This is a genomic window from Alkalicoccus chagannorensis DSM 18086 (genome assembly GCF_000429725.1).
GTDB classification, from domain to species: domain Bacteria; phylum Bacillota; class Bacilli; order Bacillales; family Salisediminibacteriaceae; genus Alkalicoccus; species Alkalicoccus chagannorensis.
In genome coordinates this window covers 109,377-123,289 of record NZ_AUCK01000008.1, presented here as the reverse complement: position 1 = coordinate 123,289, position 13,913 = coordinate 109,377, and the positions used below count along the sequence as shown (strand labels likewise).

Below are 13,913 nucleotides of genomic sequence, written 5' to 3'. Positions count from 1 at the left end.
TCGGCCTCTTTCCACATGAAAAGCAGCGGTGCCAGAGGCATTCCCCGTATAAACACCGCTGCTTTTTGATTTCTTCCCGCGTGCTCGAAGCACGTTTGTGTGCAGTTCATGAGACACTTTCGATCCCACGCTTCCCTTTCCCATCATTTCCCGCCTGCTGCGTCCTCCATCCATGCTTCGAGAGAGGCGTACGTGGAGGCCGGCTTGTGATCCCCTTCTCCAATATATATGCCCTTCATTCCCATTTGTACCGCCGGTGCGACATCGTTAAGCAGGTTGTCACCAATAGAAACGGCTTCTTCAGCTTCTACGTCGTATTTGCGTAACAAGTCCGCAAACAAGCTTTTTGTCCAGCGGGGTTTGCCTGCGGAGCAGATTTTTTCATGAAAGCTGTCCTCGAGCCCCAGTTCGCGTAAGATACGTTCTGTATCTGCCAGATCACTGTTCGTGACGAGCACAGCTGAGTGATTCCGTGTCAACGACCGGAGAAATGACGGCAGCCCTGGTATGCTCGTCAGCTGAAAGCTGTCTGAAGCCATATAGTCTTTCGTTTCATGATACCGGCGCTGGATGTTCGTCACCCCATGGTGCGATGCTGCAGCAAAGGGCAGCCACCACCCGTCACCTATGGCGGCTAAATGCGTAAAATCGAACGTCAATGCCGCTGCCTCATACGGACTCGTTTCGACAGGCCGGCCATACCAATCCACTACCTTTGTCCCTCTGCTCGTGTAGGGATCCACCTGGACGACTTCATCCCGAACTGGACTGTAGGCTCGACCGATCTTCACCGGATGGTCTCCCCTCTTCATCGCTTCATAATCTTCCTCAAAAGCTCCTTTCGCCTCTTTTTGTACGTCCTGCTTCAGCAGCGAAGCATAATAGTCGAAATGTTCTCTGCCTGAGTAGAGTGTTCCATCAAGATCAAAAATATACAGCATGCTTCTTCTCTCCTTTCTGCGACCGTCAGTATAACAGACTCTGCCTCCGCAGGAGCTTTAGATTTCATAAAGATTATCACCGGAGTATGAACATCGTTCCTCCTGTGTAAAAGTCGTGTTAGAAAGACGTAAATGATATAGTATTTCGTCTCTGACTGACTCATAATCCAATGTGCATCACCAAAAATTCTAATGGGGGTACTTATCATGCAGAAAAAATCAGGTCTGCTGGCGTCAGCCGCAGTGCTGTTCCTTCTATCCGCCTGTGGAGAGAATAATGAAGATGGGACACCAGTGAACGAGAACCAAGATAATGCGTCGGCAGAAAACGATGCTGACGAGGGGCACGTTTCCGACGACAACAGCAGCAATAACAACAACGGCGCCGATGAGAATGAAAACAACTATGAAACAAATGAAGAAGAGCAGAATGATCAAGAGGCTGCCGAAGAACGACCGGAAGAGATCACCCTCGGTTTCGTACCTTCTTCCGACTCAGACGAAATCGCAGCAACAGTAGAACCACTCGCAGAGCAGCTTTCAGATGAGCTCGGCATTGATGTGGAAGGGACCGTGCTGACTAATTATTCCGCGCTGGTCGAAGCAATGGGGAACGGCCAGGTGGAAGTCGGTTTTATTCCTGCATTCGCGTACGTGCTGGCAAGTGAACGATATGATATCGAGTCGATTCTCAAGTCCGTCCGGGACGGCGAGGACAGCTACCGCGCTCAATATGTCGTCCGGGCCGATTCTGAGTTCGAAACCTTGGAGGATCTCGAAGGAGCAGAATGGGCGTTCGTCGATGTTGCATCCACCAGCGGCTATTTGTTCCCTGCCACGCAGATCCGGAATGACTTCGGCATGAATGAAGAAGAATTTTTCGGAAGCATGATGGAAGCGGGCTCCCACGATAACGCGGCCATTACGGTGCTCGAAGGGAACGCGGATGTCGCGACCACTTTTGAAGATGCCCGGGGGATCATTGAAGACGACTATCCGGAAGTATTCGATGAAGAAACGGGCCTTCGGGTGCTGGATTATACAGAACCTATTCCAAACGACACCATCTCCGTCATTGGTGAATTAGACGATGCTTTTGTTGAGGAGATCCGCGAAGCAATGCTTGCCTTTAATGACGATGACGACATGATTGATGTCATGTATGACGTCTATGAATGGACGGGGATTACCGAGGCAGAAGACAGTGATTATGATATCGTCCGGGATGCTTATGGAGAATTTGCCGATGAAGTCGACCCACTGGATTAAGTGCTTTACCCGAAGTGCCCCGGCTGCGGACGGGGTGCTTCTTCTTTTCGAGGGATCTGAAAAAGGAGAAGATGATCATGATTGAATTTAACAATGTATCGCTGACGTATCCAAATGGACATCAAGGGCTGAACGATGTGAATATTCAGATCAACGACGGCGAATTCGTTGTCATCGTCGGTCTGTCCGGGGCGGGGAAATCCACTTTTATCCGCAGCATCAACCGGATGGTGACACCGACGGAGGGAGAATTGAAGGTGGATGAAGAGAACATCCTTCCGCTTCAGGGAAAGAAGCTGAGAAGCCTTCGGACGAAAGTCGGCATGATTTTTCAGCATTACAACCTCGTCAAGCGGTCTACGGTCATGAAAAACGTGATTGCAGGCCGATTGGGTCACACAGGCACGGTACGCAGTCTGCTTCAGCTTTTTGACAAAGAGGACCGCGCCCTCGCCTATACAAACTTAAAGCGTGTCAATATTGCAGAAAAAGTACATGCCCGGGCCGACCAGCTCTCCGGCGGACAGCAGCAGCGTGTCAGCATTGCGAGGGTATTGACCCAGGAGCCGCGTGTCGTGCTTGCAGATGAACCAGTTGCGAGTCTCGATCCGCCGACGTCCCATCAGGTGATGCAGTATTTAAAAAGGATTAACAAAGAGGACAAAATCACAACCATCGTCAACCTGCACTTCATCGATATGGCTATGGAATACGCCGACCGCATCATCGGCATGCGCGGCGGAGAAGTAGTCTTTGACGGGCCGGTCTCGGAAGTAAGCGAAAAAACCTTTGAAGATATTTACGGACGAAAAATCAAAGAAGAGGACAAAGTGGGGGGAGATGAGCATGACTGACAGCCACGTACTTCAGGCTGACAATGCCCCCGGCCTCCGCGCGGGGAACATGAAATGGAAGCTGACGGGGCTCTTTACGATGATCGCCATTCTCTATGCAGCCTCCTTTCTTTATACAGGTTCGAGCCTGGCTGATTTGTGGAACGGCCTGCCGACGATCGCGGCCATGTTTGCGCAGCTTTTCCCGCCCAACTGGGGCTATGCAGGAGAAGCGTGGCTGTATTTGAGCGAGACGTTCCATATGGCCATTATTGCGACGACAGCGGCTGCAGTTGTATGTATACCAGTCAGCCTGATGGCGTCTTCCAACATCATGCAGGAGCAGCGGGTTCTCTATCATCTCACCAAACAGGTCATGAACATTCTCCGTACGATTCCGGATCTGCTGCTGGCCGTAATTTTCGTCGGTATTTTCGGTATCGGTGCATTCTCCGGCATACTCGCACTCGTCATTTTCTCGCTTGGCATTCTTGCCAAACTGCTTGCTGAAACGGTGGAGGCCATCGATCCGGAACCGCTCGATGCTGTCCGGGCCTCCGGGGGCAGTACGCTTCAGGTTATCTGGTATGCCGTCATTCCACAGATCCTGCCGCAGTATACGTCGTTCAGCCTTTACGTGTTCGAGATTAATGTCCGTGCGTCCCTGGTCCTCGGCTTTGTCGGCGCAGGCGGTATCGGTCAGCTCCTGCAGCGTTCGATCAGTTTTATGGACTACGACAGAACGATGATGATTATCCTGATTATTTTCCTTGCCGTGGTGCTTATCGAATATATCAGCGGCAAAATCAGAGAGGCGGTGCTTTAAATGGATCATACACTGGAACTGCCGCCGGAAAAACGAATGACGGGCGTCCGTAAAGTGAAAATAGCATTGATTGCTGCTTCCATAGCAGCACTGTATATCTGGACCTTTGCTGGTATCAGCATCGATCTCGGCAGAGTATTCAGCGAACAAACGTTAAACAACGTAACAAGAGTCATTCCTCAGTTGTTCCAACCGGACTTGGCTATGGCCGGCAATGCGTCGCTTCTCATGCTGCAGACGCTCGCCATGGCCTTTGCCGGAACGCTGGCAGCATCGATTCTCGCCGTCCCGTTCGGCTTTCTCGCTGCAAAGAACATGATGGCGTCCAAAGCCGCGAATCTCCTTTCCAAGTGGTCTCTGGACGGCATTCGTGCATTTCCGGAAATCATGCTCGCCTTAATCTTTGTGTCCGCTGTCGGTCCTTCCCCCTTCGCCGGGGTGCTGGCGATTGCTATCGGATCGATCGGCATGCTCGGAAAGCTTTACGCCGAAGTGATTGAATCAATCGACATGCACATTATCGAATCGCTGGAAGCAAATGGAGCAGGCCGGCTGCAGATCCTCGTCTACGGGGTGATTCCACAAGTGGTGCCCGAGTTTCTCTCCTATGCCATTTACCGCTATGAGATTGACGTCCGCTCCTCCACCATCCTCGGCCTGGTCGGGGCTGGAGGCATTGGTGTGCTGATACAGATCTCTACGATGAACCGGAACTGGGATGAAGTCGGCATGGCGCTCCTGATGATCATTCTCGTTGTCACAGCCATCGATTACCTGAGCAGCTTCATTCGGAAACGAATTGTATAATGAAACCACCGCGCCGGGAGCTGACGGCTCCCGGCGCGGTGGTTTGCTCCATTTATTGGTTGTACCGGTGTTTTACAGGCAGGATGTAGGTCACAGACCTTTTCGGTCGAGAAGGCGTACAAAGAAGTGCTGTGCCTGACGCGCTTCCCCGCCGCATGAGCCCGTCTGTCGTTCCTGAGCGGCCGTTTTCTGCCGATCACGTCCACTGCTCCTAAAGTCTAAGCAGGATGGGAGCGAAGCCTCCGTCCTGTCCGGAGCCCATGGCTCGTAAGCCAGTCCGTCCGTCAGACTCAAGCGGCTAATCGTAAAACACGTCAAACGTGTCCCACAGCTCTTCCAGCTCCTCGAGACGTTTCGTTACTTTGCCGCTCTCGGATCTTGTCAGCGCCGTAATCAGCGCGCTGGCAATACTCATCGGTGCAGAGAATGAATCGATGAACGAATTGATCTCTGTTGAAGCTATCAGATGTTTTTCTCCGTAGGGATACAGCGGGCTCAAAAGATGATCGGTAATGACAATCGTGCGCGCGCCCTTCGCCTGGACATACTTCATCACTTCTACTGTCCGTTTTGTATACCGGGCGAAACCAAGTCCGACGACAACATCTTTTTCGGAAATATCAAGAAGGTGTTCCGAGACGCCGTCGGCTTCTTCAATCAGCTCGGTATTCTGCAGGACGAGATCCAGATAGAAAGCGAGAAACGAACCAATACTGGCAGCACTTCGGTAGGCGACAATATAAATCCTGTCCGCATCAATCAGATCCTGGACAACCGCATCGAATTCAAGCGGATCTATCTGCTCCATCGTCGACTGCAGGTTGTGTTTATCATCGGACAGAACTTCATACAGCGTCTGTTCGCTCTTCTCTGTGCCTTTGGTCGTCTGTTTCATGACCTCCGCTGATGTCAGCTTTTTTTGCAGGGCTCCCTGCAGATGCCGCTGCAGATCCGGATATCCCTGGTAGCCGAGCACAGATGCGAACCGGATGACAGTTGCTTCGCCTACCTGCACTTCTTTCGCCAGCTTGGAGGCTGTTAAAAACGGTGCCGCCTCCCTGTTCTGCACAAGATAAGCGGCAATTTTTTTATGGGATTTACTGAGACTCTCCTGCATTCTGCTTATTCTGGAGTACACATTATCTTCTGTCATGATGCCACCTCCCGTACCCCATCAGCATACCGTGTTCATGCTTGTGACACAAGCTGAAGCATGGAGGAAAACATTCATTATTCAGACGAAAGGAAATCTTTTCTTCCATTTTTGACCAATCCTGATCTTTATGTTCTAATGAAAACAGTTACACAGAAAGGAGTGCTGTATATGGCACAGCCGAAGTACATCATGAACATTGAAAAAGTCCCCCACCTCTCCGATGAGGAAAAAGCAAAGTTAAAGCAGATCACGGAGAAGTTCGTTTTCAGAGTAAACGAATACTATCTCGGGCTGATTGACTGGGGAGACCCGCAGGATCCAATCCGTAAACTCGTCATTCCAAACGAAGGTGAACTCGAAGAATACGGCAGATGGGATGCTTCAGACGAAGACACGAACTATGTAGTTCCAGGCTGTCAGCATAAGTACGATCAGACAGCTCTGCTGATTGTATCAGAAGTCTGCGGCGCCTACTGCCGGTACTGCTTCCGTAAGCGTCTCTTCCGTAATGACATAAAAGAAGCGATGGCGGACGTTTCTCCAGGAATTGAATACATCCGTAATCACCCTGAAATTACGAATGTCCTTCTCACAGGAGGGGACTCTCTTATTCTCGCTACGCGGAAACTGCGTAAAATCATTGAGCAGCTGCGGGAGATTCCACATGTGAAAATCATTCGGCTCGGTTCCAAAATGCCAGTGTTTAATCCGATGCGCATTTATGAAGATGAGGATCTCCACGAGCTTATCCGGGAATACTCCACACCGGAACAGCGCATTTATGTGATGGCACACATCAACCATCCGCGGGAGATTACAGAAGAAGCGAAGAAAGGCTTTGAAGCACTGCACAATGCCGGAGCCATCGTCGTCAATCAGACCCCCGTCCTCCGCGGCATCAACGACGATCCGAACGTGCTTGCAGAACTGCTGGATAAGCTTTCCTGGGCCGGCGTGACACCGTATTATTTCTTTATTAACCGGCCGGTTGCCGGAAATAACGATTTCGTTCTCTCGCTGAAAGAGGCATACGATGCCGTGGAAGAAGCAAAAGCGAAAACGTCCGGCCTCGGTAAACGTGTCCGGCTGTCGATGAGCCATACATCCGGTAAAATCGAAATTCTCGCCATCGAGGACGGCAAAGCGTACCTCAAGTACCACCAGTCACGCGATCATCAGTACGGGAAATTCATGATCCTGGACTGCCCGGAGGATGCAGCGTGGTTCGATGACCTGCCAGGGAACGAACAGTACTGGACAGCCCCGACGAAAAAGTGGGACGACTTTGTCGGTGCGAATGATAAAATCGCAGAGAAAGAACTCTCGGCTACGGAATAGCAGGAGCCAGCCTGCTTTTCTGCCGCGCTGCGGGAAGCAAAAGTAGCAGTGCCTCTCCCGCTCAAACAACTGCGCGCCTGACCAATCAAAAGAACGGACTTTCCTTATCAGGAGAGTCCGTTCTTTTGACGTTCTTTCTTCTTCGCTGCTGTCAGAAGATGCCGTGATACCGGGCGAGCCAGCTGAAAATCTTCTTTCACGTTAGCCAAATGGAATCGGCATCCACCGGACAACACTTTCCCTACAGCCGTATCCGGTAGGCTGCATGCCGTTACTCCCTCCATCACTGTCACGCTCTCTTCATGAAAACAGAGGCTATGTTATCGTTCGTTGTTGATTTCATCCGCTTTCGGCGGACGCTTGCTCAGGGGCTTGTCCTCCACGATCATTCGTGATGCGAAGGATCGTGGAGGACAGCGCTTACCCCTTGAGTGTCGCCGCCTATCTCTACATTCATCAATTAACAACAACAAGCTTGAACAGAGCTCAAACAGAAAGCATTTATGGGCAGAATGTCCCCCGGCGGTGTGATATGATGAGAGAAAGGGGGGAGCATGCTATGAGAAAGGCAATCATCGGTATCATTCTATTTGCAGCGGGCTGCTCAGCCGGGGCACCACCCGGTCAAACGGAAAGCAGTGCCGGTATGCCCTTGATAGAAACGGTCGAGCAGTCCGACCTTACCATTACCCATTTGGGAACAGAACTGCAGGAGGATACCATGCTTATTCATTTCCTCGCCGAAAACAACCAGGGCCACACGGTCGCTTCTGATGATTATCAATTTCAATGGCCTTCCTACATAAGAGACAGTGAAGATGTCACGTATGAAGTGAAAGACACGTCCTTCTCCCACTCCAGCATCATGGGACAGGATCTTGGGGCCGACGCCATCGGAATGACCATCGAAGCAGGCCCCCTACCAGCTGATAAGAAAGCAAGATTAGAGATCCCTTTTTACATGATCCCGAGCGTGTATGACAGCGGCTACACGTTCGAGGTGGCAGATGATACATCCCAGCTTCGGACCGGCGATATCGCTCTGCGCCAGATCGAAGCAGCACAAGCTTCGATTTCGTTCACGATAGATGATGACCACCCGGACGCCGATAGTGCCGGCACTGGCTATGTTTTTACAAGGATGCTCGACGGCGAAACGATTTATCCTATTTTCCGATCTGTGGAGCAGAGACCGGAAGGAACACATATTACAGCAGACTTCTCCATGCCGTTCACCTATCCGGAAACGTTCGTTGTAGAGCGGACGGCAGCTGATCTGCCGGAGTGGCGTTTCTCGATGGTCGTCCCTATAGAGGAGGAAGACGAAGGATAAGCGCCATCAGATCCCTTTCTTATTCTGACAGTCTGGCAGCTGCCTCTGCTGCTTCCTGCAGCATCTTTTGTCGGTCTTCATCGGAGGCCTGATGCACATCGCCGAAATGCTTGACGGTGTGCAGCTCCAGACCACAGAATTCCAGCAGCTGGTCCCGGATGGCGCCGACTGTCTGATCGTAAAATCCCTTCTCCTCAAACACTTCCGGCGGCGTTCCGGTAGTGAAAAAGAGGGAGGCTCTCTTTCCCGTGAGCAGAGGGATCGGCTCTTCTCCTTCCAATTCGTGCGCTTTCCCGTAGGCAAACACCCGATCGATAAACCCTTTCCCTGCTGCAGGGAAACCTCCCCACCACACCGGAAAGAAAAACAGCACGTGGTCTGCCTCCCGCAGCTGGTCCTGTGCTTCCTCCAGTTCCGGCGGATACCGGCCGTCGATAGACTGCTTGTACTCTTCAATCGTCAGTAGCGGATTCATCTTCTCGACAGCCGGAGCAAACGTCGTCCATTGCTGATAGAGCGCCTTCTCTTGAACCGCCTGAAACACGGCTCCGTTAAAACTATCCCAGCTCGGATGCATATACACGGCAACGATATTCATACAAAGCATCAGCAGACTGCCGGAACAGCCTGCTGACTTCCCCCTTTCATGATACTTGATTCCTGCGCGTACCGGTCTATGCCGGTCTCGAAAGCGGTTTGCCGAAGTAGTACCCTTGAGCGAGATGCACATACTGCTGCAGAACCTTATATTCCTCGGCCGTTTCGATTCCTTCTGCAAGCAGAATAATCCCATTGTCATCTGCTACTTTACGGAGCAGTTTGATTTGATCGAGTTTTTCCGGATGCTGATCGATATCCTGAATCAGCGAGCGGTCGATTTTGGCATAGTTCGGCTTCAGCTGTTTTAATACGTCCACCGTGGAATAACCTGTGCCGACATCATCGAGTGCTACTTTCACTCCCGCCTTTTTGTATTCTTCAAAAATGAACTGCAGGTGCTGCATATCTTCGATCTGTTCTGTTTCCACGACTTCAAAGACGAGATCTTCCGGCTTAACTTTATAGTCTCTCGCTGCCTTAAATGTACTTTTCAGACAGTGGGACGGATCGTATATGGATGATGGCAGAAAATTAATAAACCGTTTCATGCCCGGCATCAATTTATGTGAACTCGTGCGGATGGCGTTGATTCTAGCCTGGCTGTCCAGCATCGACTGCAGCCCGGACCCCTGGGAGAATGCAAACAGCTCTCCCGGGTTGAAAGGATGCAGTTTACTGTTCGGCCGTAAAAGAAACTCATAGCCGATCGGTTCTCCCGTCCGGGTATCGACTACCGGCTGCATGAACGATTGAAAGAGGCGGTCCTGAATGATTTTAACCAGTTCCGGATGGGTAATCTGCTCATTCAGCTCATACAGAGAAAATTCGTTGCCGGGCATATGCCGGCTCCCCTCTTCCGTTATCAGACTCCCAGTTACTGACACGGTGTCATCTTCGGGAAGTTCTCCCAGCGTTTTCTCCATAATCGACTGCAGTGCCTCCCAGCTCGAATAGGAGACATCTACACGATGCTGCTTCGGATGCAGAACGGGATGCCACTTTCTCAATGCTTTTCTAATGCTTTCGGCCTGCTGCTCTGTTTTTCCGGATAACATCAGCGTGCCCCGCTCAGAAAGCGGAATTTTCCCTTGACAAATGCTGCATGATTCCATCGTAACACCAACTTTCATGATCATAATATCCTAATCATTCTGTACCCTGTTTCTCACAAGTAAAACCGGTTATTCAGTCTCTTTTCCATCGATAAGGCAGCGTGCGGGGCACCTCAGGCTCCATCACTGCCGCCTCCTGCAGCATATCCTGCAGAATTCGTTTTTGAAGATCCCTTCTGCCAGGCGCACCGAACGTCCTTCCGAGCGGGAATTTGATGTGCAGCGCTCTCGGTGCATGCACCTGCTCAGTAAGCTCAGGAAAATGCGTGAGGGAGACGGTGGGAATTCCCTCTTTTTCAACTGCTTTCTGTATCAATCCGACCGATTGATGGCAGATGTATCAGCCAGGGGACAACAGGAGCACGTCCACGTTATCTTTCTTCAGCCCGGCAATGATCTCGGGTACACTCTCCTGCAGCAGTTTATCCGTGCGGGGGATGTAGCCCATCATGCCGTAATGTGTAGCTGCCAGCTTTCCGAACTCACCCTCTTCGGCTAATTCACGGACGGCTTCCAGAGGGAACACGGTGTTGATGTCCTCTTCCGCCGCCTCTGTGTCATAGTGCGTATGGGAGACCATCAATTCGGATGCCGCAGTATCCGCTGGAATGCTTCTGACACTCCAGTCTCCTGCATCGACATCAAATGGCTCTTCTGAAGACAGATGAACCCCTGCCGTTGTCAGAAAGGCCACCGTCCACTCATTCTGCGGGCGCTCCGCTTCGACTGGCGCCACCTGTTCGCCGCCATATTTGCGGATGGATCTTGCCGCTGTCCATCTCGCCACACGTTCTTTTAGCTTTTCCAGCATGCACTCACCGCGCTTTCTCCTAATATTATTATTATGCTATTCCCCTATTCTCCGGAACGGTAACCTGTTTCGATAAAAGAAACCCTGCCATTATTCTCCTCATGTATGATAGAATGTTATTATCAGATTTTTCAAATGATAAGAAAGGGGTTTTTGTTGTGGTATTGACACAAGCAGATATCGATATGAACCTGAAGGATTCAGACGGCTGGAGTCAAAGTGGTTCCTGGATTGAGAAAGAGTACCGTTTCTCCTCCTATCCGAAAGCCATACAGTTCATCAGAGAAATCGCAGATACAGCCGAGGACCGCCAGCATCACCCTTATACGATCATTGACCACACGACCGTGATATTAAAACTGAGCACCCTCGACGAAGGCGGGCTGACCCAGAAAGATTTTGAATCTGCCCACGCCTATGACCGCATCTTTGCAAAATACACGTAAAACCTCCCGGAAACGGGTGCAGCCCTGCATCATGGCATGATAAAATAAAGCAGAACGACTTTAGGAGGTCTGCCTTATGCAGTGGCTGTATCTGCTTACCGCTGTCATTATGTCCATCATTTCTATCTATCATCTCTTTACGGACCGGGTCCGTAGAATAAATGGGTCGGAAGTGTTTTTCACTCCCGACGATGCGCAGAAAGTAAGCACGAGCTCTCTGCGTTACAAGATCTCTCTGCTATGCAGTTATGTCGTCATTCTTCTCTCGGTTTTTTTGATCATCGAAGTGTTCAATAATTTCGTGGCAGCTTCCATTCTTGCTGTCCTTGTTTTTGCCGCTGGAACCTTCATTCTCCTGACGCTGGATAAAGTCTTTCAGCTGCAGGGGGATGCTATCGTTTTTGCCGGTTACCACGCAAAATGGTCGAAAATCCGGGTTATCAAATGGGGGCGTGCCAGAAAGAACCGGCAGCAGCTGATCATGGAGCTGCAGAAAGGCCAGAAAATCAAAACGACCATTGCGGATGAAGCGAAAGAAGAAGTGGAAGAAGTATTAAGCAGCTACGTGCACTTTGAAAAAGAGCAGCCTGCAGCTTCCACATAATAAAAACACCAGTCCTTCTATCCCGGGACAAAAGGGCAAATTGCCTTTTGGTCGGAACGGCTTGTACTGCAAGCTTTTCGAGGGAAGAAAGCGGTCTTCTTTCTTCTCGTGCAGCGCAGGAAGCCGCCGTCTTCCTTCTATGACATTTTATGCTTTCCTACAAAGTAAAAAAAGCCTGTCAGGCAATCACTGCCTGACAGGCTTTTTCGGTTCTAAAACAAATGTTGGGGCAGCGGTTTATGTCCATGGCATCTTTTCTTCCGTTTCAGGTGGATGCCTGCCAAGGGGCGCTGCCCTCAACGGTCTTTGCGCTGCGAGGAGGATGTTCGGACGGCGCTTGATCCCTCTTGCGTCGCCGCCCTTCCCTCCTGAAAATTGCTCGTTTTCGTTTTTTCTTTTCTAAAAAAGTCCCAGCTGCCATGTGAAACGCGTCTGAGCAGACCTGAACCTGTTCAACATGGGAATGAGAACCGCTTTTTGTTCGTTTCATCCTCTGCTTCGCTTGGAAAAGTCCTTCTCTGCCGGAGCGTATCCTGCGTTACGGTGTTGGTAATACCCTTTCAGCCGCTGTGATCATTTCGTATAGTCCTTTCTCCATCGTGTCAAGACTCATGGAAGCGAGCGGCCAATCAACCGCCATCTGCGGAAGGACGGGAACGTGCAGAAATCCCACGTAAGGAACCCTGCCTTCTACGAGTGTGCGGTACATCGTTGTATTACAGACGAACGTTCCTGCTGAGTACGAGATCGATGACGGCACGCCGGAACGTTTCGCGGCTTCTGTCATGGTGCGGATCGGGAGCGTGGTTTCCACGGCGGCAGGACCGTCGTCGACGACTCTCCTGTCTTCGGCCTGATCGCCTGCATTGTCCTTGCCCGTGCCGCTGTCTTCCACGTTGACCGCGAATCGTTCCAGGTGAAGGCCGCTTCTGCCTCCAGCAGTACCCAGATGCAGAACGGCATCCGGTTTTTCTTCTGCTATGAGGCGTGCTGCTGTTTCCGGTGCCTTCTTGTATTCTACAGGAAGCACGGCTGCAGCGGCATCTACATCGTTCTTCCATTCCTGCACGCGTTGTGCCAGCAGCTGCGCGGGATTTTCGTCCCAAGGATCAAATGCTTCAAAACCAGTGATCAGCCACTTCATTCACTCACCCTTTCCCTACTGTAAGTACTGCATGGATACAACCTGCCACGCATCGTCCTTCTCCCATTCGATTTCAACAATGCCGCGGAGGGATAGTTCATCTTCTTCCGCTTCAAACATGGACACTTCAGCGAAAGCGCTCTCCCCATCGACAACTACGTCCTCTGCGTGGAGAGCTGCCGTCTGCTGCAGCTGGATAAAGTGCATCGACCGTTCTGGTTCTTCATCCATCATCCGGAGTACTTCCTCTGCTTCATCTACTTCCACAGCGCTGCTGGTCAGATCCTGCAGTCTGTCTGCATCCCCATCATGCATGGCAAAAAAGAAATCGTACACTGCGTGCCGGACCTCATCCTGCTCTGACAGCCGTTCATCCGCCTGCTGCCGTTCTTCCAGCTGCTGTTCTTTCATCGTCAGCACGTCATCTTTGAGCTGCATATTTTCTTCATACAATGCTTCTCTCTGCTCCTGGACAGACTCCAATTCTGCTTCCGTCTGCTGCAGCTGTTCTTCTATGTTCTGGACTTCCGCTTCCAGCTCCTGCAGCTCCTGCTCGTCTGCGCTGCTCTCCTGTTCTTCGTCATTGCTGTCATCCGAACAAGCAGCGAGCAGGAGGAGCATGCATACGGTCGTTATAGTACGCATATACCGTCCCTCTTTCTTCCTGATTATGACCTAATCATACCGGATCGG

General features: G+C 51.1%; 15 protein-coding genes. 8 read left to right on the top strand and 7 right to left on the bottom strand.

Annotated features, from left to right (window positions below):
- Positions 1-143: 143 nt before the first annotated feature.
- Positions 144-941, bottom strand: a complete 798-nt coding sequence (locus G477_RS18985) for an HAD family hydrolase (protein ID WP_051287774.1) — start codon at positions 939-941, stop codon at positions 144-146.
- A 207-nt stretch (positions 942-1,148) separates the two neighbouring features.
- Here G477_RS18985 and G477_RS0107060 point away from each other — a divergent pair, with 207 nt between their 5' ends.
- The 4 genes from G477_RS0107060 (at position 1,149) to phnE (G477_RS0107045) (ending at position 4,676) form a co-directional block, all read left to right on the top strand.
- Positions 1,149-2,210, top strand: a complete 1,062-nt coding sequence (locus tag G477_RS0107060; protein ID WP_026697347.1) for a phosphate/phosphite/phosphonate ABC transporter substrate-binding protein — start codon at positions 1,149-1,151, stop codon at positions 2,208-2,210.
- Positions 2,211-2,287: 77 nt separating this feature from the next.
- Positions 2,288-3,064, top strand: a complete 777-nt coding sequence (gene phnC, locus G477_RS0107055; protein ID WP_026697346.1) for a phosphonate ABC transporter ATP-binding protein — start codon at positions 2,288-2,290, stop codon at positions 3,062-3,064.
- Positions 3,057-3,869: a phosphonate ABC transporter, permease protein PhnE gene (gene phnE, locus G477_RS0107050; protein WP_026697345.1), complete on the top strand. Its 813-nt coding sequence runs from the start codon at positions 3,057-3,059 to the stop codon at positions 3,867-3,869. The genes phnC and phnE (G477_RS0107050) overlap by 8 nt, the downstream gene beginning before the upstream one ends.
- Positions 3,870-4,676, top strand: a complete 807-nt coding sequence (gene phnE, locus G477_RS0107045; protein WP_026697344.1) for a phosphonate ABC transporter, permease protein PhnE — start codon at positions 3,870-3,872, stop codon at positions 4,674-4,676.
- 298 nt (positions 4,677-4,974) lie between these two features.
- Here the strand turns inward: phnE (G477_RS0107045) and G477_RS0107040 are convergent, their stop codons facing one another.
- A complete protein-coding gene (locus tag G477_RS0107040) occupies positions 4,975-5,829 on the bottom strand; it encodes a MurR/RpiR family transcriptional regulator (protein WP_026697343.1) in 855 nt (284 codons plus the stop codon).
- Positions 5,830-6,000: 171 nt separating this feature from the next.
- Here G477_RS0107040 and G477_RS0107035 point away from each other — a divergent pair, with 171 nt between their 5' ends.
- Both G477_RS0107035 and G477_RS0107025 read left to right on the top strand, forming a co-directional pair.
- Positions 6,001-7,170, top strand: coding sequence for a KamA family radical SAM protein (locus G477_RS0107035; RefSeq protein ID WP_026697342.1), 1,170 nt, complete (start codon positions 6,001-6,003; stop codon positions 7,168-7,170).
- A 559-nt stretch (positions 7,171-7,729) separates the two neighbouring features.
- Complete coding sequence (locus tag G477_RS0107025) at positions 7,730-8,503, top strand: hypothetical protein (protein ID WP_026697341.1); 774 nt, start codon at positions 7,730-7,732, stop codon at positions 8,501-8,503.
- Between the two features lie 19 nt (positions 8,504-8,522).
- Here the strand turns inward: G477_RS0107025 and G477_RS0107020 are convergent, their stop codons facing one another.
- From G477_RS0107020 to G477_RS21695, 3 genes are all read right to left on the bottom strand, one after another.
- Positions 8,523-9,110 (bottom strand): NAD(P)H-dependent oxidoreductase, encoded by a 588-nt coding sequence (locus G477_RS0107020; protein ID WP_170203851.1) that lies wholly within the window; start codon positions 9,108-9,110, stop codon positions 8,523-8,525.
- A 67-nt stretch (positions 9,111-9,177) separates the two neighbouring features.
- On the bottom strand, positions 9,178-10,233 hold the full coding sequence (locus G477_RS18980; protein WP_051287772.1) for an EAL domain-containing protein: 1,056 nt from the start codon (positions 10,231-10,233) through the stop codon (positions 9,178-9,180).
- A 55-nt stretch (positions 10,234-10,288) separates the two neighbouring features.
- Positions 10,289-11,026: a glycine/sarcosine/betaine reductase selenoprotein B family protein gene (locus G477_RS21695; protein ID WP_415783248.1), complete on the bottom strand. Its 738-nt coding sequence runs from the start codon at positions 11,024-11,026 to the stop codon at positions 10,289-10,291.
- 158 nt (positions 11,027-11,184) lie between these two features.
- Here G477_RS21695 and G477_RS0107000 point away from each other — a divergent pair, with 158 nt between their 5' ends.
- Complete coding sequence (locus tag G477_RS0107000) at positions 11,185-11,472, top strand: 4a-hydroxytetrahydrobiopterin dehydratase (RefSeq protein WP_026697337.1); 288 nt, start codon at positions 11,185-11,187, stop codon at positions 11,470-11,472.
- Between the two features lie 76 nt (positions 11,473-11,548).
- On the top strand, positions 11,549-12,076 hold the full coding sequence (locus tag G477_RS0106995; RefSeq protein WP_026697336.1) for a hypothetical protein: 528 nt from the start codon (positions 11,549-11,551) through the stop codon (positions 12,074-12,076).
- 538 nt (positions 12,077-12,614) lie between these two features.
- Here G477_RS0106995 and G477_RS18970 read toward each other — a convergent pair.
- Positions 12,615-13,220 (bottom strand): pyroglutamyl-peptidase I, encoded by a 606-nt coding sequence (locus G477_RS18970; protein ID WP_035211460.1) that lies wholly within the window; start codon positions 13,218-13,220, stop codon positions 12,615-12,617.
- Between the two features lie 15 nt (positions 13,221-13,235).
- Positions 13,236-13,865, bottom strand: coding sequence for a nuclear transport factor 2 family protein (locus tag G477_RS0106985; RefSeq protein WP_026697335.1), 630 nt, complete (start codon positions 13,863-13,865; stop codon positions 13,236-13,238).
- Positions 13,866-13,913 lie beyond the last annotated feature (48 nt).

Excerpts from the sequence above, each read along its gene's own strand:
- G477_RS18985 (WP_051287774.1), bottom strand. The coding sequence starts at position 941 with ATGCTGTATATTTTTGATCTTGATGGAACACTCTACTCAGGCAGAGAA.
- G477_RS0107060 (WP_026697347.1), top strand. The coding sequence starts at position 1,149 with ATGCAGAAAAAATCAGGTCTGCTGGCGTCAGCCGCAGTGCTGTTCCTT.
- phnC (WP_026697346.1), top strand. The coding sequence starts at position 2,288 with ATGATTGAATTTAACAATGTATCGCTGACGTATCCAAATGGACATCAA.
- phnE (WP_026697345.1), top strand. The coding sequence starts at position 3,057 with ATGACTGACAGCCACGTACTTCAGGCTGACAATGCCCCCGGCCTCCGC.
- phnE (WP_026697344.1), top strand. The coding sequence starts at position 3,870 with ATGGATCATACACTGGAACTGCCGCCGGAAAAACGAATGACGGGCGTC.
- G477_RS0107040 (WP_026697343.1), bottom strand. The coding sequence starts at position 5,829 with ATGACAGAAGATAATGTGTACTCCAGAATAAGCAGAATGCAGGAGAGT.
- G477_RS0107035 (WP_026697342.1), top strand. The coding sequence starts at position 6,001 with ATGGCACAGCCGAAGTACATCATGAACATTGAAAAAGTCCCCCACCTC.
- G477_RS0107025 (WP_026697341.1), top strand. The coding sequence starts at position 7,730 with ATGAGAAAGGCAATCATCGGTATCATTCTATTTGCAGCGGGCTGCTCA.
- G477_RS0107020 (WP_170203851.1), bottom strand. The coding sequence starts at position 9,110 with ATGCTTTGTATGAATATCGTTGCCGTGTATATGCATCCGAGCTGGGAT.
- G477_RS18980 (WP_051287772.1), bottom strand. The coding sequence starts at position 10,233 with ATGAAAGTTGGTGTTACGATGGAATCATGCAGCATTTGTCAAGGGAAA.
- G477_RS0106995 (WP_026697336.1), top strand. The coding sequence starts at position 11,549 with ATGCAGTGGCTGTATCTGCTTACCGCTGTCATTATGTCCATCATTTCT.
- G477_RS18970 (WP_035211460.1), bottom strand. The coding sequence starts at position 13,220 with ATGAAGTGGCTGATCACTGGTTTTGAAGCATTTGATCCTTGGGACGAA.
- G477_RS0106985 (WP_026697335.1), bottom strand. The coding sequence starts at position 13,865 with ATGCGTACTATAACGACCGTATGCATGCTCCTCCTGCTCGCTGCTTGT.